General features: G+C 66.7%; 16 protein-coding genes. 8 read left to right on the forward strand and 8 right to left on the reverse strand.

The window, feature by feature from the left end; all coding sequences use genetic code 11:
• Nucleotides 1-6 precede the first annotated feature (6 nt).
• Nucleotides 7-627, reverse strand: a complete 621-nt coding sequence (locus FHW94_RS02065) for a Maf family nucleotide pyrophosphatase (RefSeq protein ID WP_168554121.1) — start codon at nucleotides 625-627, stop codon at nucleotides 7-9.
• A complete protein-coding gene (infA, locus tag FHW94_RS02070; RefSeq protein ID WP_100866134.1) occupies nucleotides 627-872 on the reverse strand; it encodes a translation initiation factor IF-1 in 246 nt (81 codons plus the stop codon). Before infA ends, FHW94_RS02065 begins: the two co-directional genes overlap by 1 nt.
• Before the next feature lie 413 nt (nucleotides 873-1,285).
• On the opposite strand from infA, the gene FHW94_RS02075 reads away from it, so the two are divergent.
• A complete protein-coding gene (locus FHW94_RS02075) occupies nucleotides 1,286-3,940 on the forward strand; it encodes a TonB-dependent receptor (RefSeq protein ID WP_168554122.1) in 2,655 nt (884 codons plus the stop codon).
• A gap of 6 nt (nucleotides 3,941-3,946) precedes the next feature.
• On the opposite strand, the gene FHW94_RS02080 is transcribed toward FHW94_RS02075, so the two are convergent.
• On the reverse strand, nucleotides 3,947-4,342 hold the full coding sequence (locus FHW94_RS02080; protein WP_168554123.1) for a PilZ domain-containing protein: 396 nt from the start codon (nucleotides 4,340-4,342) through the stop codon (nucleotides 3,947-3,949).
• Between the two features lie 133 nt (nucleotides 4,343-4,475).
• Here FHW94_RS02080 and uvrC point away from each other — a divergent pair, with 133 nt between their 5' ends.
• The 3 genes from uvrC (at nucleotide 4,476) to FHW94_RS02095 (ending at nucleotide 8,316) form a co-directional block, all read left to right on the forward strand.
• Nucleotides 4,476-6,419 carry an excinuclease ABC subunit UvrC gene (gene uvrC / locus FHW94_RS02085; RefSeq protein ID WP_168554124.1) on the forward strand — a complete coding sequence of 648 codons (1,944 nt, stop codon included), beginning with the start codon at nucleotides 4,476-4,478 and terminating at the stop codon, nucleotides 6,417-6,419.
• A 281-nt stretch (nucleotides 6,420-6,700) separates the two neighbouring features.
• Nucleotides 6,701-7,735, forward strand: coding sequence for a hypothetical protein (locus FHW94_RS02090; protein ID WP_168554125.1), 1,035 nt, complete (start codon nucleotides 6,701-6,703; stop codon nucleotides 7,733-7,735).
• A complete protein-coding gene (locus tag FHW94_RS02095; protein ID WP_168554126.1) occupies nucleotides 7,732-8,316 on the forward strand; it encodes a hypothetical protein in 585 nt (194 codons plus the stop codon). Before FHW94_RS02090 ends, FHW94_RS02095 begins: the two co-directional genes overlap by 4 nt.
• A gap of 15 nt (nucleotides 8,317-8,331) precedes the next feature.
• Here the strand turns inward: FHW94_RS02095 and FHW94_RS02100 are convergent, their stop codons facing one another.
• The 3 genes from FHW94_RS02100 to thiL all read right to left on the reverse strand — a co-directional run bounded on the left by FHW94_RS02100 (nucleotide 8,332) and on the right by thiL (nucleotide 12,612).
• Nucleotides 8,332-9,243 (reverse strand): acyl-CoA thioesterase II, encoded by a 912-nt coding sequence (locus FHW94_RS02100; protein WP_168554127.1) that lies wholly within the window; start codon nucleotides 9,241-9,243, stop codon nucleotides 8,332-8,334.
• Between the two features lie 252 nt (nucleotides 9,244-9,495).
• Nucleotides 9,496-11,595, reverse strand: coding sequence for a sodium-translocating pyrophosphatase (locus tag FHW94_RS02105; protein ID WP_168554128.1), 2,100 nt, complete (start codon nucleotides 11,593-11,595; stop codon nucleotides 9,496-9,498).
• 138 nt (nucleotides 11,596-11,733) lie between these two features.
• Nucleotides 11,734-12,612, reverse strand: a complete 879-nt coding sequence (thiL, locus tag FHW94_RS02110; protein WP_168554129.1) for a thiamine-phosphate kinase — start codon at nucleotides 12,610-12,612, stop codon at nucleotides 11,734-11,736.
• 96 nt (nucleotides 12,613-12,708) lie between these two features.
• Between thiL and FHW94_RS02115 the strand changes: the two genes are divergently transcribed.
• From FHW94_RS02115 to FHW94_RS02130, 4 genes are all read left to right on the forward strand, one after another.
• Nucleotides 12,709-13,371, forward strand: coding sequence for a TetR family transcriptional regulator (locus tag FHW94_RS02115; RefSeq protein ID WP_168554130.1), 663 nt, complete (start codon nucleotides 12,709-12,711; stop codon nucleotides 13,369-13,371).
• On the forward strand, nucleotides 13,361-14,275 hold the full coding sequence (gene mtnP, locus FHW94_RS02120) for an S-methyl-5'-thioadenosine phosphorylase (protein ID WP_210425441.1): 915 nt from the start codon (nucleotides 13,361-13,363) through the stop codon (nucleotides 14,273-14,275). Before FHW94_RS02115 ends, mtnP begins: the two co-directional genes overlap by 11 nt.
• Before the next feature lie 186 nt (nucleotides 14,276-14,461).
• Nucleotides 14,462-14,875, forward strand: coding sequence for a MarR family winged helix-turn-helix transcriptional regulator (locus tag FHW94_RS02125; RefSeq protein WP_246865849.1), 414 nt, complete (start codon nucleotides 14,462-14,464; stop codon nucleotides 14,873-14,875).
• A 71-nt stretch (nucleotides 14,876-14,946) separates the two neighbouring features.
• Nucleotides 14,947-15,708 (forward strand): FAA hydrolase family protein, encoded by a 762-nt coding sequence (locus FHW94_RS02130; RefSeq protein ID WP_168554132.1) that lies wholly within the window; start codon nucleotides 14,947-14,949, stop codon nucleotides 15,706-15,708.
• Nucleotides 15,709-15,789: 81 nt separating this feature from the next.
• Here FHW94_RS02130 and FHW94_RS02135 read toward each other — a convergent pair whose 3' ends face one another.
• Together FHW94_RS02135 and FHW94_RS02140 are read right to left on the reverse strand one after the other, a co-directional pair.
• Entirely contained in the window at nucleotides 15,790-16,800 is a 1,011-nt protein-coding gene (locus tag FHW94_RS02135) for a type II secretion system F family protein (protein ID WP_168554133.1), read from the reverse strand.
• Nucleotides 16,801-16,818: 18 nt separating this feature from the next.
• Nucleotides 16,819-17,790, reverse strand: a complete 972-nt coding sequence (locus FHW94_RS02140) for a type II secretion system F family protein (protein ID WP_168554134.1) — start codon at nucleotides 17,788-17,790, stop codon at nucleotides 16,819-16,821.
• Nucleotides 17,791-17,855 lie beyond the last annotated feature (65 nt).

Below are 17,855 nucleotides of genomic sequence, written 5' to 3' on the forward strand. Positions count from 1 at the left end.
GCCGCTTCAGGCCAGCAGGCCGGCGGCCACCAGCAGCCGGCGGGTTTCGTACAGCGGCAGGCCGATCACACCCGAATGGCTGCCGGCCAGCCAGGCGCAGAACCCTTCGGCGCTGCCCTGGATGGCATAGCCGCCGGCCTTGCCGTGCCATTCGCCCCCGGCGATATAGGCATCGATCTCGGCCGGGCTCAGCCGCTTGAATCGCACGATGGTCTCGCTCAAGGCTTCGCGCAGGGTGCCATCGGGCATCAACAGGGCCACGGCGGAGAACACGCGGTGGCGCCGGCCCGACAGCAGCGCCAGGCAATCCCGCGCGGTCGCCTCGTCTTCGGCCTTGGGCAGGATGCGGCGCCCGGCACCGACCACGGTATCCCCAGAAAGGATCGCGGCGTCGGGCGCAAGCCGGGCTGCGGCACGCGCCTTTTCGGCGGCCAGGCGCACGGCATGGGCGCGCGGCGTTTCGGCCGGCAGCGGGCTTTCATCGATGTCGGTGGCGAGGATGCGATCGGGCACCAGGCCCAGCCGTGCGATCAGGTCGCGCCGACGCGGGCTGGCCGATGCCAGCACCAGCGGCGGAAGCGGCACGCGCGATGTGGGCTGTGGGGTGGCGCCCACGTGTGCGTTCATCAATAAGGGCCGGGGCCGCCTCGGCCGGGCATGAAGCGATAGGTGATGCGCCCCTTGGTCAGGTCATAGGGCGTCAGTTCCACCAGCACTTCATCGCCCACCAGCACGCGAATGCGGTTCTTGCGCATCTTGCCGGCGGTGTGGCCCAGGATCTCGTGATCGTTTTCCAGGCGCACGCGGAACATGGCATTGGGCAGCAGTTCCACCACCGTGCCGCGCATCTCGAGGAGTTCTTCTTTCGCCATCGGCGGGTTCAGTAGCCTTTTGTCTCGGATGGCCGGAACGTCAACCGGCACCGGCAAGGCACGAGTTGCACAGCCATGGGATGGGAGGTCGCTAAAACGACGCGCGTGGCGCCCATAGCGTTCCGGCTGCAAAAAGAAAAGCCCTGCAATCGCGCCCTTGTTTTCACCGCGGCGACGGGCATTTTCGCACGTGCGAGCGCGGCACACGCAGCGGCGGATCGCCCGGTGGCGTGGCAGAGACGACAAATTGATACGATTTGCGAGTTGTTTCAACCCATGGCACAGGCCAGCTAGGCCGTGTCAGACCTTGGGTCTGGTCTTGGCTGGTCGCATGCTGCGCCACGGCAAGGTCGGTCCCTGCACGTCCATTTTCCGGCCGATCGTTCCGGCCGCAACCATCGGGATTATTGCGCGTGTCTTCTCGTTTTGCCTTGCTGTCTGCCGTTTCCGTGGTTGCCGTGATCGGGGGGGCGAGCGCCCATGCCGCTGTCACGCCGGCCGGCGCAGACGTGGCGAGCGACCAGGCGACCACGGCCCCTGCGCCGGCGCAGGACGCGACCGTTGCAGGCAGTGGCACGCAGATGGTCACCAGCGAGGGCCAGCCCGGCGTGGACGCCAATGGCGATGGTATCGACGATGTGACGGGGGAAATCCTGGTCATCGCCACGCCGCTCAAAGGTGTGGTCAAGGCCGATCAACCGCCGATCGTGACTCTGGATGAAGAGGCGATCGCATCCTACGGCGTTAGTTCGATCCAGGAACTGCTTGCCGTGCTGGCACCGCAGACCGATTCCGGACGTGGCCGCAGCAGCGACGGGCCGGTGATCCTGCTCAACGGCCTGCGCATTTCCAGCTTCCGCGAAATGCGCGGGCTTCCGCCCGAAGCGATCCGCCGGGTGGAAGTGCTGCCCGAGGAAGTGGCGCTCAAATACGGCTATCGCCCCGACCAGCGCGTGGTGAACTTCATCCTCAAGGATCACTACAAGAGCCTGAGCACCGAGACCGAAGTCGATCTGCCCGGCAACGGCAGCTATGCCGCGCTGAGCGAGGAAGCCACGCTGGCCAAGATCGCCAACAAGGCGCGCATCAACGTGACCGGCACGGTTTCCACGCAGAGCGCCATTACCGAAGCCGAGCGCGGGATCAGCCAGCAGAGCACGACCAGCGGCACCACCGTCGCGGGCGATCCCGCCCAAGCCGATTACCGCACGCTGCAAGCCAAGGCCGACAGCGCCGCGCTCAACGCCACCTGGTCCAAGCCCATCGGCCTGGGCACGGGCTTGACGCTCAATGTCTTGGCCCAGCGCGATTACAGTCGCAGCTGGAACGGCCTCAACACCGTGACACTCACCGACAACGGCACCGATGTGACGCGCACCACCACCGCGCCCGAGCCGCTGACCACGCGCACTTATACCACCACGCTTTCGGCCGGGGCGGGGCTCAACGCCGGGCTGGGGGCCTGGCAGCTTTCGGTCACGGCCGATGGCAGCCATGTGGAAACCGACACCCGGATCGACCGGTCGGCCGATCTGTCCGGCCTGCAATCGCTGGTCGATGATGGCAGCCTGAGCGCGACCGGCGCGCTTCCGGCCAGCGCCATCGTGGCCGGCGGGATCGACCGCGCGCTCAGCCGCACCAACACGCTGACCTCGCTGGCCACGCTCAACGGCCAGCCGTTCCGCTTGCCGGGCGGCGCTGCCTCGCTCACGGTCAAGACCGGCTTTGCCTATTCCGGCATCCACAGCACCGACACGCGCACCACGACCGGGGCGATCGACCTCAACCGGGGCGACGCGCAAGTGGGCTTCAGCCTGGATCTGCCGATCACCAGCAAGCGCGAGAATTTCGGCGGGTTCTTGGGCAACCTGTCGCTCAACCTCAATGCCGAGGCGCACCGCCTGTCCGATTTTGGCGGGCTCTATGATTTCGGTGGCGGGCTGACCTGGCGCCCGACCAACAAGCTGAGCTTCACCGCCACGTTCATCGGCGCGGAAACCGCACCCACGCTGTCGCAACTGGGCGCGCCCACCACCACCACGCAGAACGTGGCAATCTATGATTTCATCAAGGGCGCCACGGTGCTGGCCACGGTAACCAGCGGCGGCAATCCCGACTTGCTCAAGGAACGCCAGCGCGATGTGAAGCTGGCGGGCAACTGGACGCTGCCGTTCCTGACCAATTCCACCTTCATCGTCGAATACTTCCGCAACCGCAGCTTCAACACCAGCAACAGCTTCCCGCTGCTGACCGCCGAAGTGGAAGCGGCCTATCCGGGGCGGGTCGTGCGCAATGCCGCCGGCGATATCGTCTCGGTGGACGAAAGCCCGGTGACTTTCGCGCGCGAGGAAAGCAACAGCCTGCGCTATGGCATCAACCTGTCGGGCAGCTTTGGCACGCCAGATCCCAACATGCGGCGTTCTGGCGGCATGCGCGGCATGGTGCCGGGGGGCTTTGGCCCCGGTGGGCCAGGTGGCCCAGGGGGCGGGCCGCGCATGGGCGGCGGCATGGGCGCGGCCGGCGGCGGTGGCGGGCCGGGTGGTGGCCCGGGCGGACCGCCGCCTGGTGGTCCCGGCGGGCCCGGCGGGTTCGACGGGCGCGGGCGCTGGAACCTGTCGCTGACGCATACGATCATGCTGATGGACCGGGTGCAACTGACGCCGGGCGGCACGGTCTACAACCTGCTCGGCGGCGATGCGCTGTCGAGCACGGGCGTGGCGCGGCACAGCATCGAGCTGGAAGGCGGCGGTTTCTATCGCAGCTTCGGCGTGCGCTTTACCGGCACTTATACCGGGGCGGCCCATGCCGATTCGGGCACCACCAGCCTTGATTTCCACCCCATCGCCAAGTTCAACCTGCGCCTGTTCGCCGATCTCGGCCGCCGGCCGGGCGTGGTCAAGGCCGTGCCGTTCCTCAAGAACGCGCGCGTTTCGCTGGCGGTGAACAACCTGTTCGATGCGCAGCAAAAGGTGACCGACCAGAACGGCGATATCCCGCTGCGCTATCAGGCCGGCTACCTTGATCCCACGGGCCGCGTGTTCAAAATCGAGTTCCGCAAGCAGTTCTGACGCCGTCTATACGAACCGCCGCCCCTGCACGAATTCGCGGGCGGCGGTGCGTTCCTGTTCGCGGCGATGCTCGGTGAAATGGTCGGCAAACTGGCGCAGGTCTACCACCTGTTGCAGGGCCAGCGGCTCGTCGAAGTGAAAGCCGCAGCGCGCACCCTTGATCCACACCGCCGCACCGAAGCCCTCTATGCGGTTGATTTCGAGGATGCCGGTTTCACCCAGCGCGGGCATATCGCGCAGCATCAACCGGGCGCCGGTGCGCGAAAGGTCCTCCACCAGGCACTCGACCACGCCGCGACGCAGGATGATCCGGCCCGGAATGTTGAGCCGCGCGCGCGGGGCGGTGCGGCGCCCATGCGTGCCGATCGCGCGGGAATCGCCGAAGACGGGGCCATGGAACATGGCTCGCAGCATCGGCGCGGCGCGGTAAAAGCGGGTTTGGCAGCGCGATAGGGACAATTGCGCAGCAGTTTGTCCACCGTCGGCGATCTTTCGGGCTCTCCCCAAACCGCGCCGCAACCCCTATCTGGCAGTCATGGCCCGCAAGAGCGCATCCCCACCACCCGATCGCGATACCGAGCGCTTCCACGAAGATGCCGCCATTTCCACGATGCGCGGCAGCGATCAGCCCGATCTGGAACGCGGGGTGGAGACGATCCGCGACGTGGTCCGCACGCTCAAGCCCAAGCCGGGCGTCTATCGCATGCTCGATACGCGTGGCGACGTGCTCTATGTGGGCAAGGCGCGCGCGCTGAAAAACCGCGTGGCGAATTACACCCAGGTTGATCGCCTGCCCAATCGTCTGCGCCGCATGGTCAGCCAGACGCGGTCGATGACGATCGTGACCACCAATTCCGAGGCCGAGGCGCTGCTGCTCGAAGCGCAGCTGATCAAGCGCTATCGCCCGCCCTACAACGTCCTGCTGCGCGACGACAAATCGTTCCCGTTCATCCTGTTGCGGGCCGATCATGCGTTTCCCCGCATCATGAAGCATCGCGGCGCGCGCAAGGCCAAGGGCAACTATTACGGTCCCTTTGCCAGCGCAGGATCGGTCAACACCACGATCAACGCGCTGCAAAAGCTGTTCCTGCTGCGCAGCTGCAACGATGGCTTCATGGCCCGGCGCGACCGGCCCTGCCTGCTCTACCAGATCAAGCGCTGCTCGGCCCCTTGCGTCGATCGCATCAGCGAGGGCGACTATGCCGAGCTGGTGCGCCAGGCCAAGGATTTCCTCGGCGGCAAATCCGGCGCGGTGCAGCGCGAAATCGAAGTGCAGATGAGCGAGGCGGCCGAAAACCTCGATTTCGAGCGCGCGGCCATGCTGCGCGACCGGCTGCGCGCGGCCACGTTCATCCAGGGCAGCCAGGCGATCAACGCCGAAGGCGTGGGCAATGGCGATGTCTTTGCCATGGGATCGAAAGGCGGCCAGATCGCGATCCAGGCCTTCTTCATCCGCGGCGGCCAGAACTGGGGCCACCGCGCGTTCTTCCCCACCCACACCGAAGGGCTGGAAGAAGCCGAAGTGATGACCGCGTTCCTCGCGCAGTTCTATGAAGAAGTGCCGCCACCGCGCCTGATCATGGTCGACCGCGTGCTGCCCGAGGCCGAGCTGCTGGCCGAGGCGCTGCAAGGCGCGGCCGGGGGCAAGGTGGAGATCAGCGTGCCGCAGCGTGGCGATCGGCGCCGCCTGATGGAACAGGCGCAGCGCAACGCGACAGAAGCGCTGGACCGCCGCCTGGCCGAAACCGGCACCAAGGCCAAGATTCTGCGCGAGCTGGCCGAATTCCTCGAACTGCCCGACGTGCCGCAGCGGATCGAGGTTTACGACAACAGCCATATCCAGGGCACCAACGCCCTGGGCGGCATGGTCGTGGCAGGTCCCGAAGGGTTCCAGAAGGGGCAGTATCGCAAGTTCAACATCAAGCGCGCCGAAACCCGCCCCGGCGACGACTTTGCTATGATGCGCGAAGTGATGGCCCGCCGTTTCGGCCGCGTGCAGGAAGAAGACCCCGACCGGCAGGGCGGGACCTGGCCCGACCTGGTGCTGATCGACGGCGGCAAGGGCCAAATGACCGCCGTGCGCGAAACGCTGGAGGAACTCGGGATCGAGGACGTGCCGCTGATTGCGGTATCCAAGGGCCCCGATCGCAACGCCGGGCGCGAGCATTTCCACTTCCCCGATGGAAGGGAAAAGCTGCTGCCGCTCAATTCGCCGGTGCTGTTCTATCTACAGCAATTGCGCGACGAGGCGCACCGATTCGCTATCGGCGCGCACCGCGCCAAGCGCAGCCGGGCGATCACGGCGAGCCCGCTGGACGAGATTCCCGGGATCGGACCATCGCGAAAACGTGCGCTGCTGTTGCATTTCGGCACCGCCGGCAAAGTACGCGCCGCCTCGCTGGAAGACCTCATGCGCGCGCCGGGCGTCAGCGCGGCCGTGGCGCAGACCATTTACGATTTCTATCACCCCGGCGGATAAATCCCTGTCTGCACTGCTAAAAGTGGTGCGCCGTGGCCAGCCGGCGCGTCGCTGCCGCGCGCGCCGTGCTTTGTAAAAGGTTGCCGCGCGGTGCAAAGACCTTAAGCGACGCCCGTAATCCTTCCCTTTCGATAACCTTGCTTGCCAACGACTTTGCACAATACTGGATGCGATAGTGGTGGCATCGCGTTTGGCTTGCGGGCAACTGTAGTTTGCCTAGGCGTGGGCAACCGCGCTGGCAGAGTCGCATGGGGAAACGGTGGATCGCCGCCGGGGGTGTGATGAGGCATTGGAATTGGGGGGCGTGGGGGCAATCCCTGCGCGGGGTTGAAACGGGCAAAGCGCTGCGTGCAAACGCGCGGCAACGCGGGGCCGCGCTGTGGGCGCTGGCCGGCCTTGTGCTGGCCGCGGCGGGCATGGTGCCGCCATCGGCCCAGGCTCAGGCCGCGCCAGGACCCGATGCCACCGACAAGACGATGGAGCTTGAGTTCTGGCGGGGCGTGGCGGGCAGCAGTGATCCGGCGCTGTACGAGGCCTATCTCCAACAGTTTCCCAACGGCACCTTTGCGCCGCTGGCGCGGGTCAAGCTGACGGCGCTGCATCGCGTGGCCACGCCGGGGCAGGCGCCTGCCCAGGGGGCCCCGGCTCCCGTCTCTGCCCCGGCTCCGGCCCCAGCGCCGCCCGCCGCAGCGGCCGTGCCGCTTCCGGTGCCAGTGCCCGCGCCAGTTCCGGTGGCAGCAGCGGCGCCGCCGGTTGTTGCCTTGCCTGCCCCGCCCGTTGCTGCCGCGCCTGTCGCTGTTTTCGCGCCCGTTCCGGCTGGTGGAGCGGCAAGCGGGGATAGCGCCGATGCCAAAGTGCTGGCCATGCTTGCCGCGATGCAGGAAACGCCCGCCGTCGCTGCATCACAGCCTGCGCCGCCACCGCCACCGCCCCCGCCGCCACCGATCGAACTGCCGCTTACCGCAGCGCACGATTTTACCGCGGATCGGCCGCAGCTTGCGGCAGTGCCGGCGGTGGTCTTGCCGGCGCGCTTTTGCAGCGCAGAAGAGCGTAACGCCTTCCACGCGCAGGTCTATTCCCCGGCCAACGATGTGGCCCAGGCCAACCTGCAAAAGGCCAACGCCTATCTCCAGGCGATCCAGTCCCGTTACGATGCCATGGCGATGGGCGATGCCGACACGCGCAACGCGCTGTCGAAGGAAGGCACCGAGTACAAGCGACTGGCCGATGCCGCCTTTGCCCAGCAGCAGGCCCTGGTGCGCCAGTTCAGCGCCATCATGGCCGTTCCGATCACGCCTTGTGGAGACGCGAAATGATCAGGCGCCTTCTATCGACCCTGGCCGTGCTGGCCGCCGTGACGGCAGCGCCCCTGGCCCATGCCGCGCAGACCAGTGCAGAATGCCTGGATCGCCTCACCATGGAAGCCGCGCGGATCCACCAGTTCCAGACGATGATGATGACCGTGTCGTTGCGCTGCAAGGCCCATGGCGTGGACGTGGAGGGCAGTTTCGCGCGGATGCTAGACGTGCACCGCGCCGCGTTCGGCGCGGCCGACCGCGTGATGCACGCCTTCGTCAGCCCGGCCCATGGCTTTGTCGATCGCCGCGCGTTCGACACCTATCTGACGCAAGTGGCCAATCGCTATGGCGGCGGGGCAAGCAATCCCACCGCCTGCACCGCGATCGATCGCACGCTCCAGACCGTGATTGCCGATGCCAGCGGCCGCCGCCTGCATTTTGCCGCCACGGCGATGATCGCGCACCCGGAAATGGAGCGCCTGGCCTGTTCGGTGCCCGCGCAGAAGCCCGCGCCTTCCGCTGGCGTTGGTGCCCCCGCACGGGCAGCGTCGCCCGCCACGGTCGCATTGGCCGCCCCGCCGGCCCGGCCGCAGAAATAGCGCGGGCCGATCGGATCAATCCAGCTTGTGGACCAGGCCTTCCTGCGCAGTTTGGGCCACCAGGCGGCCGTCCTGGGTAAAGATGCGGCCACGGCTGAAGCCGCGCATCTGCCCCGCCCAGGGGCTGTCGCAGGCATAGAGCAGCCATTGGTCCGCGCGGGCATCGGCATGGAACCATAGCGCGTGGTCCAGGCTGGCGCCTTTGGCGGTGCCGGCCTTGCCGCTGATGCCATGGGGCAACATGCTGGTGCCCAGCAGAGTCATGTCGCTGATATAGGCGATCACCGCGCGGTGCAGGGCGGGGTCATCGGGCAGGGGCGCCACGCAGCGCAGCCAGGTGTGGGCCACCGGCTCGGCCGGGGTATCGCGCAGCCAGTTGAGCGGCTCGGCCGGGCGCATCTCGATCGCGCGCGGGCGGGCCAGCAAGGCGCGGCGCTGGTCCGATAGGCGATCGGCATAGATCGTCAGCAGGTCTGCCTCGCTCGGCAGGTCGTCTGGCGCCGGCACGGCGGGCATCGGCAGGCCGTGCTGCACCCCTTCGCCGCGCCGGTGGAACGACGCGGTCATCGTGAAAATCGGGTCTTGGCCCTGGCTGGCCACCACGCGGCGGTTGGCAAAGTTGTTGCCATCCAGGTCGCGCAGCACGGTGTAGCGGATTTCACGGTCTTCGCTGCCCGGCCGCAGGAAATAGGCGTGCAGCGAATGCACCGGGCGATCGGCGGCCACCGTGGCCTGCGCCGCTGCCAGTCCCTGGGCCACGATCTGCCCGCCAAACACGCGGCCCACCCCGCCGGGCTTGCGCGCGCCCAGAAATGCGTCGGGCGTCCCGGCCTCGGGTGCCACCGTCAGCAGGCGGGCAAGGCCGGCGGCGATGACGGCGGGATCGTGAGAATCGGAAAGCAGAGTCGTCGACAGGGGGTGGAGCATGATGGTGCGCCTATTCCACGCCTTCCCGAACCGTCAACGCATCGCGGCCACTCGTCACAAATGTGACACGGGCCGTGCCATACTGGCCGGTGGCCGGGCAAAGAACAGGCCCCGCCCGGCCTTGCAGCCAGACGGGGCCTGTCCCGCTCCTCCCCAACCTCGGGCCCATGCGGGCGGGGTTTTCCCCGCTTTTTCCGCGTTCTGCCGCGGGCGATGCTGGCCTCGCCGGCCGGCCGCCCGCGGAAGCCGGCTTCAGCCTGCGGCGTGGCTGGCCAGCGCGGCCAGCAGCAGCAGGGCAACGATATTGGTAATCTTGATCATCGGGTTGACCGCCGGCCCGGCGGTGTCCTTGTAGGGATCGCCCACGGTATCGCCGGTCACCGCCGCCTTGTGCGCGTCTGATCCCTTGCCGCCGTAATGGCCATCCTCGATGTATTTCTTGGCATTATCCCATGCGCCGCCGCCCGATGTCATCGACAGGGCCACGAACAGCCCGCCCACGATCACGCCCAGCAGCAGGGCGCCCAGCGCGGCAAAGGCATTGGCCTGCCCGGCCACGGCCAGGATCACGAAATAGACCGCGATCGGTGCCAGCACCGGCAACAGCGAGGGAATGATCATTTCCTTGATCGCCGCGCGCGTGACCAGGTCCACCGTGCGGGCATAGTCGGGACGGCTGGTGCCGGCCATGATGCCCGGATCGGCGGCAAACTGTTCGCGCACGTCCACCACGACGTCACCAGCCGCACGGCCCACGGCGGTCATCCCCATGGCGCCGAACAGATAGGGCAGCAGCGCGCCCAGCAGCAGGCCGACGATGACATAGGGGTTTTCCAGGCTGAAGTTGACGGTCAGGTCCGGAAAGAACTCGCGCAAGTCGGTGGTATAGGCGGCAAACAGCACCAGCGCGGCAAGGCCGGCCGAACCGATGGCATAGCCCTTGGTCACGGCCTTGGTGGTGTTGCCCACCGCGTCGAGCGCATCGGTGCGTTCGCGCACCGCGTCTTCGAGGCCCGCCATTTCGGCAATGCCGCCGGCATTGTCGGTCACCGGGCCATAGGCGTCGAGCGCGACGACCATGCCGGCCAGCGCCAGCATCGCGGTGGCGCCATAGGCAATGCCGATCAGGCCAGCGAGCTGATAGGCCACGATAATGCCCGCGCAGATCACCAGCGTGGGCAATGCCGTGGCTTCCAGGCTGACGGCCAGGCCCTGGATCACGTTGGTGCCGTGGCCGGTGACCGAAGCCTTGGCGATCGAGCGCACCGGGCGATAGGCCGTGCCGGTGTAGTACTCGGTGATCCAGATGATCAGCCCGGTGATCGCCAGGCCAACCAGCGCGCAATAGAACAGCGTGCGGCCGGTAAAGCCCTGGTCGCCGATCGGGGCTTCCATGTTGCCGAGCGCGGCCTGCGTGGCAAACCAGATCGCCGGGATCGACAGCACCGCGGTCACCAGGAAGCCCTTGTACATGGCGCCCATGATGTTGTTGCTGCGGCCCAGCTTGACGAAATAGGTGCCGATGATCGAGGTGACGATGCACACCCCGCCGATCAGCAGGGGCAGCGCCATCAACGGCAAGAGCAGATCGCCCACACCCTTGATCAGCAGTGCGGTGAGCACCATCGTGGCGCCCACGGTGACGACATAGGTTTCGAACAGGTCTGCCGCCATGCCGGCGCAGTCACCCACGTTGTCGCCCACGTTGTCGGCGATCACGGCGGGGTTGCGCGGATCGTCTTCGGGGATGCCCGCTTCGACCTTGCCCACCAGGTCGGCGCCCACGTCGGCCGCCTTGGTGAAGATGCCGCCGCCCAGCCGCGCGAAGATCGAAACAAGCGAGGCGCCCAGGGCCAGCGTGGTAAGCGAGGTGACCACGGTGCGGTCGCCTGGAGCATAGCCGGCCAGATTGACGAGGTACCAGAAGAAGCCGGCAATCGCGAGCAGAGCCAGGCCCGCCACCAGCATGCCGGTGATCGCGCCGGCCCGGAACGCCAGGGTAAGCCCTTGTTGCAGCCCGCTTTGTGCGGCCGCCGCCGTGCGCACGTTGGCCCGCACCGACACGTTCATGCCGATGAAGCCGGCCACGCCCGAAAGCACCGCGCCGATGATGAAGCCCACCGCCGGCAGCGGGTGCAGCGTCATCGAAACGATCGCGGCCACGACCACGCCGACCACGGCGATCGTGCCGTACTGGCGTTTCAGATAGGCCTGCGCCCCTTCCTGGATGGCGCCGGCAATGTCTTGCATTTTTGGGTTTCCGGCCGGGCTTCCCAGCACCTGACGGCTGGTTACGAAGCCATAAAGCACAGCCAGTAACCCCAACCCGATGGCGGTTACGACAAGGTTCACGATGGCATCCCCCTAACTCCCCATGCCCCGGCTTGTCTTGGCGTGCCGGGTGCACGGTGTTTCCGCAAGGTTGCTGGAAACGAAGAGGAAGCTAAATGATTTGCCGCTAGTCGCAAGCGGTATTGTACGCCTGTTCGGTTATTGTTGGTGTTGGTAACCCAGCCGTCCTTGCGGGCCGGCGCCGTCGAGCAATAGGGGCGCCGCGCCGGCAGGCTGGGCGTGGCCGATGCACGTGGCCGGGCACGGCGGGGCCTGGCCAGCGGGCAGGGTGAACAGCAGTTCGTAATCGTCCCCCCAGGCCAGCGCATCGCGCCGGCGGGTGGCGGGCAGGTCTGCCGGCACGGGGCAGGCGGCGCTGTCGATCGCCAGAGTCACGCCGCTGGCAAGCGCCATGCGCGTGGCGTCGAGCAGCAGGCCATCGGACACATCCATCATCGCGCCAACCAGCGGCGCCAGGGCCTGCCCTTCGGCAAGGCGCGGCACCGGCCGGGCAAATCGCGTGGTGTCGCGATCGCTGCGCGCGTCGCGCAGCGCTTCGAACCCGAGCATCGCATCGCCCAGCATGCCCGTCACCCACAAGGCATCGCCGGGGCGGGCGCCGCCGCGCGTGGGCACGGGCAGGCAGGTGGCGCGGCCCAGCGCGGTCAGCCCGTGGGCGGCCGCACCGGCGCGGCGTACGGTATCCCCGCCCAGTAGCGGCACGGCAAAGGCCAGCAGCGCTTCGCCAAGGCCAACCAGGAAGCGCTCTTCGCCGCCGCCCAGGCCATAACCCAGCAATACGCCCAGCGGCTGCGCGCCCTTGGCCGCCAGATCGGAAAGGTTGGTCGCCACCAGTTTCCACGCCACGTCGGCCGGGTCCTGGCCCGGCAGCCAGTGCACCCCTTCCACCATCATGTCGTGGGTCAATATCAGGTGCTCGCCCCCCAAGGCGATCACGGCCACGTCGTCGTCCAGCCCGCGCGCGGCGGGATCGGGCGCCAGGGCGCGCAAGGCAGCGATGAAGGCAGCTTCGTCCATGCCGGCCTGCGGTAGTGGCAAAGGCATGGTTTGCAAGCGGCTTGACCCTGGTCGGCCGCCCCGCCTAATCGATCGGTTGAAAGGGATCGGCCAGGCATGACCACGTCAGGACCACATTTGGAGCGCGACGGCACGGCCGGCCCGGCGGGGGAGGGCAGCGGCACCGCGCGCGACCTGCTGCTCGCCGCTGCCTCTGCCCTGATGCGCGAGGGCGACCAGGTCGACATCTCGCTGTCCGAACTGTCGCTGCGCTCGGGCCTCAATTCGGCGCTGGTGAAGTACTATTTCGGCAACAAGGCCGGCCTGCTGACCGCGCTGCTCGACCGCGACATGGCCGAAATCGTCCGCTCGGTCGATGCGCTGCTGGCCAAGGACGACATGACGCCGCAGGACAAGCTGCGCCGCCACATCTCGCGCTGCATCGACACCTACTACCGCTATCCCTATCTCAACCGCCTGCTCATGCGCCTGGTGCGCGACAGCGACGAGGCCGAGGCGCAGCGGATCGCCGACAAGTACTTGCGCCCGATCAGCCGCGCTTATGACCAGCTGATCGGGCAGGGGGTGCACAGCGGCGCGTTTCGCCCGATCGACCCGCAGCTGTTCTATTTCACCGTCAGCGGCGCGGCAGACCGGTTCTTTTCCGCCCGGCTCGTGCTGCGCCATTGCTTTGGCCAGGATTCGTTGACCGAGGAACTGCGCGACCGCTATCGCGAGCACACCGTCGATTTCATCATGGCAGGCATTCTTGCAAACTGAACAGCATACGCAGCCAGGCAACCCGGGCGGGCATAACGGGGTGCGCTGGCGCATCGGGGTGATCGGCGGGTCGGGCATCTATGACCTTTCCGTGCTGGACGAAGTGCAGGAAATCGCCGTCCAATCGCCGTTCGGCCAGCCCAGCGGCCCGGTCACGCTGGGGCGTATCGGCGGGCAGGAATTCGTGTTTCTGGCGCGGCACGGCGCCGGGCACCGCATTTCCCCCGAAAGCATCAACCACCGCGCCAACATCGACGTGATGAAGCGTTGCGGGGTGACGGACCTGGTGGCGATTTCTGCCATCGGTTCGCTGCGCGAGGAACTGGCGCCGGGCAGTTTCGTGGCGGTGGACCAGTTCATCGATCGCACCCATGGGCGGGCAGACAGCTTTTTCGGCGAAGGGCTGGTTGCCCATGTCTCGTTGGCCGATCCGGTCTGCGCGCGTCTGGCCGGCCTGGTGGCCGATGCGGCGCAGGCGGCAGGCGCTGCCGTGCATCGCGGCGGCTGCTATCTTGCCATGCAGGGGCCGCAGTTTTCCACCCGCGCGGAAAGCCGGCTCTATCGCCAATGGGGCGCCGACGTGATCGGCATGACCGCGATGCCCGAGGCGCGCCTCGCCCGCGAGGCGGAACTGCCCTATGCGCTGATCGGCATGGTCACCGATTACGACGCCTGGCGCGATGGCGAGCATGTGGACGTGGCCGAAGTGCTGCGCGTGATGCGCGGCAATGCCGCCACCGCGCGCGCCATGGTGGTGGCCCTGGCCGGGCTTTTACCGCAAGTGCGCATGCCCAGCCCGGTGGACCGGGCGTTGGAGGGCGCGATCATGACCGCGCCGGCACAGCGCGATCCTGTGTTGGTGGCGCGACTTGGAGCGGTTGCCGGCCGCGTGCTCAAACCATGATTTCAACGCGATGATGTTGCACTGCAGGGAATGTCGATAGTTGCGCTGCGATAGCTTGTCTTGCACGATTGCAAGACTTGATCGCGAATAAAGCGCAATATCGTTGTTGCCATCGGCGCTGGTTTCCGTAGATACGAAACCATGCCTGGAACCCAGACCCGTCTTGCCGAATTCGTGCCCTATCGCATGGCCATCACGTCTGGCGCCGTCAGCCAGGCGATTGCCAACGAATATCGTATGCAATTTGGGCTCAAAATCTCGGAATGGCGGGTGATGGCGGTGCTTGGCGATGCCGGCCCGCTGACCCAGCGAGATCTGGTTCGGGCCACCCAGATGGACAAGGTGGCGGTCAATCGCGCGTGCAAGGTGCTGGAAGACCGCGCGCTGGTGCAACGCAGCCCCAATGTGGCCGACGGGCGCTCCCACCATCTCGAACTGACGACCCAAGGGCGCGATATTCATGCCCAGATTTGGCCACAAGCACTTGAAATTTATGAAGAAATTTTCTCCGCGCTAACCCCGCGCGAAACCGAGAAACTCCGCGCCCTGCTCGACAAGCTGCTGGGTGCGGTGCGCCGGTTCGAATCGCGCGTCAAGTAACGGGAAAGACAATAACAAGACCAAGATAATACCAAGGCAATATCGTCGCATCAGCAACAGGAGAGGTCGACATGAAACTGGCATCGTTGCCGCAGGGGCGCGATGGGCGCCTGATCGTGGTGTCCGATGATCTGGCCTGGTACGCCGATGCCGATCACGTGGTGCCGACGATGCAGCGGCTGCTCGACGAATGGCATCGCCATGCCGATCTGCTGGAAAGCCTGAGCATTGAACTCGCCCACGGCGCCATCCCGCGCAAACGCTTTCACGAGCGCGAGGCGGCGGCGCCGCTGCCGCGCACGTTTCACTGGACCGATTCGGCCGACGCGCTGCGCCACCAGCCCGGCGACGGGTTGATGGGCGCGCGCGATCCACTGCGCCGCCCCGGCGCCTCGGCCGTGGGCCTGGTGGCGATGACTGCCGATGTGCCCCAGGGCGCAGATCCGGCCGAAGCGCTGGGCCGCGTGCGCCTGGTCGGCCTGGCCCACGCCGTGGCGGCGCAAAGCGCGCCTGGGGCAACCGGGCATTTCTCGCCGGTCTTCGTCACGCCCCACGCGCTGGGTGAGGCCTGGGCCGATGGCGCGCTGGCCGTGCCGCTCAAGGTGACGCGCGGGGACCACACCCACGATGTGACGCTGCCGCCCACACTGGGCGAAACCATAGCCGGGCTGGCTGCGGAACGCGCGCTGGCCGCCGGCACGCTGGTCAGCCTTTCGGCCGCGTTGCCGGGCGATCCGCTGGGGCCGGGCGAAACCATCCGGGTAGAGGCGCGCAATGCCGCAGGGCGCAGCCTGTTTGGCGCGATCGAACAGGCGGTGCGCGTTCCGGCTTGAGACAAGCGCCTGCGTGCAAAAGAAAAAGGCCCGGATGGCAGCACGCCATCCGGGCCTTTTTCTTTTGCCCGATGCAGGCACTTACGGCGTGGGCGTTTTGCGGTTGATGAACTGGTCGCTGATCGAGCAGGCAGCCGGGCCCAGAATGACGATGAACAGCGTGGGCAGGATGAACAGGATCAGCGGCACGGTCATGATCGCGGGCAGGCGCGCGGCCTTTTCCTCGGCCCGCATCATGCGCTCGTTGCGGAATTCGGCGGAGAGCACGCGCAGGGCCGAGGCCAGCGGCGTACCATAGCGTTCGGTCTGGACCATCGTGGTGGTCACGCCTTTCACCGAATCGAGATTGACGCGATAAGCCAGATTTTCAAAGGCTTGGCGCCGTTCGGTGAGGAACGAAAGCTCGATCGCGGTCAGTGCGAATTCGTCGCCCAGTTCGGGATAGGCGCGGCCCAGTTCGCGCGCCACGCGACCAAAGGCAGCGTCCACCGTCAGGCCCGCTTCCGCGCAGATCACCAGCAGGTCCAGCGCATCGGGCAGCCCCTTGCGGATGGCGTGGGTGCGCTTGGACACCAGGTTGGCAATCCAGATGTCGGGCGCCTTGTAGCCGAAGATGACCATCACGGCGAAGCCCATGAAGCGCTTGAACGCGCCCCATTCGGGAAAGAATTGCAGGACATAGATCCACAGGATGGCGATCCCGCCCAGCACGATCGGGCCGATCATCCGGCCAAAGATCACCGCAACGGCCCATTCTTTCTTGCGGATGCCGGCCTGGGCCAGCTTCTGCTGCACCACCGAAAGCTGGCTGTCCTGCAGCACGCGCAGCTTTTCCAGCACCCCGCGGATGGTGTCCGTGGTCTGGTTGCGGCGCACGATCGAATTGCGCTTGCGCGCGGCCGAGGTGATGATCCCGGCCTTGAGCTGTTCGCGCCGTTCGGTCAGCGCCTTCACGCGCTTGGCCATGGGGTCGCGCACGGTGATCGCGGCATAGATCGCCAGCAACATCGCGGCGGCGGCCACCATCATCAGCAACGATCCGGCGTGGATGACGTTGATGCCGAGCAGCGTGGGGGCGGGATGCTGGTCCATGGTCCTTGCTCTTTCCGCTCAGATTTCGAAGCTGACCATCTTGGCCATGATGAACGCGCCAAGGCCCAGCCAGCACAGGCCGCCAAGGCCCGCGATGATCAGTCGCTCGTCCACGAAGAACTTGCCCATGTAGGTGGGGTTGATCCAATAGATCAGGCCGAAGACGATGAACGGCAGGGCACCGACGATATAGGCCGATGCCTTGGATTCCGAACTCATCGCCTTGATCTTGAGCTTCATCTGCGCGCGCTTGCGCAGCACGTCGGCCAGATTGGCCAGCGTTTCGGCCAGGTTGCCGCCGGTCTCGCGCTGGATCGCCAGGGTGATGCAGAAAAAGCTGAACTCGGCCATGTCGAGGCGGTCGGCGGTGTCCTGGAGCGCTTCCTCCATGGTCTTGCCCACCTTGATGCGGTCGGTCACCAGCTTGAATTCTTCGCCCACGGGGCCGGGCAATTCGCTGGCCACCACTTGCAGGGTTTCGGTGATCGGCAGGCCCGAGCGCAGGCCACGCACCAGCAGTTCCAGCGCATCGGGAAAGCGCACGACAAAGGCATTGGCACGCTTGTTGATCGCGCGGCCCACCACCCAGTGAGGAATGCCGGCGCCCACCAGCAAACCGGCGGGCACCGCCAGCAGCAGAGAGCCGGACTTGAGGAAGATCAGCGCCGCCACGCCCAGACCCAGGCCGAGCGAGGCATAGAGGTATTGCGAGAGCGTCCAGCCTTTGCCGGTGCGGTGCAGGCGCAGCGCCAGCGCTTCGATGCGCGAGGCGGAGCCGGCAACACGATAGCTTCGCGGCGTGCGCGAGGCGATCGCCTTGCGATACTGCGCCTCCACCTTGTCCACCGCGCTGTCGGAATGCCGAAAGCGCACCTGCTGCAGGCGCCGCGCGCTTTCCTTGGCCGCATTGGGGCCGGAAAAGGCCGCTAGCCCAAGCAGAACCACCAGGGTGATCCCGCCAAGGATGACGATCAGCTGGGGTGTGAGCATCGAAGGATCTGCCTGGTTGGAAGGAAAGCGGGGCTGGGGTGGACGTGGGATCAGGGCGCCATGGC

Origin of the sequence: Novosphingobium sp. SG720 (assembly GCF_012275365.1) — a bacterium.
Taxonomy (GTDB): domain Bacteria; phylum Pseudomonadota; class Alphaproteobacteria; order Sphingomonadales; family Sphingomonadaceae; genus Novosphingobium; species Novosphingobium rhizosphaerae.

Bases quoted from the DNA above. Each gene is read 5' to 3' on its own strand.
- thiL (WP_168554129.1), bottom strand. From the start codon at position 12,612: ATGGACGAAGCTGCCTTCATCGCTGCCTTGCGCGCCCTGGCGCCCGAT.
- FHW94_RS02125 (WP_246865849.1), top strand. From the start codon at position 14,462: ATGGCCATCACGTCTGGCGCCGTCAGCCAGGCGATTGCCAACGAATAT.
- FHW94_RS02090 (WP_168554125.1), top strand. From the start codon at position 6,701: ATGAGGCATTGGAATTGGGGGGCGTGGGGGCAATCCCTGCGCGGGGTT.
- FHW94_RS02130 (WP_168554132.1), top strand. From the start codon at position 14,947: ATGAAACTGGCATCGTTGCCGCAGGGGCGCGATGGGCGCCTGATCGTG.
- FHW94_RS02100 (WP_168554127.1), bottom strand. From the start codon at position 9,243: ATGCTCCACCCCCTGTCGACGACTCTGCTTTCCGATTCTCACGATCCC.
- FHW94_RS02135 (WP_168554133.1), bottom strand. From the start codon at position 16,800: ATGGACCAGCATCCCGCCCCCACGCTGCTCGGCATCAACGTCATCCAC.
- FHW94_RS02140 (WP_168554134.1), bottom strand. From the start codon at position 17,790: ATGCTCACACCCCAGCTGATCGTCATCCTTGGCGGGATCACCCTGGTG.
- FHW94_RS02115 (WP_168554130.1), top strand. From the start codon at position 12,709: ATGACCACGTCAGGACCACATTTGGAGCGCGACGGCACGGCCGGCCCG.
- FHW94_RS02095 (WP_168554126.1), top strand. From the start codon at position 7,732: ATGATCAGGCGCCTTCTATCGACCCTGGCCGTGCTGGCCGCCGTGACG.
- FHW94_RS02080 (WP_168554123.1), bottom strand. From the start codon at position 4,342: ATGTTCCATGGCCCCGTCTTCGGCGATTCCCGCGCGATCGGCACGCAT.
- uvrC (WP_168554124.1), top strand. From the start codon at position 4,476: ATGGCCCGCAAGAGCGCATCCCCACCACCCGATCGCGATACCGAGCGC.
- FHW94_RS02065 (WP_168554121.1), bottom strand. From the start codon at position 627: ATGAACGCACACGTGGGCGCCACCCCACAGCCCACATCGCGCGTGCCG.
- infA (WP_100866134.1), bottom strand. From the start codon at position 872: ATGGCGAAAGAAGAACTCCTCGAGATGCGCGGCACGGTGGTGGAACTG.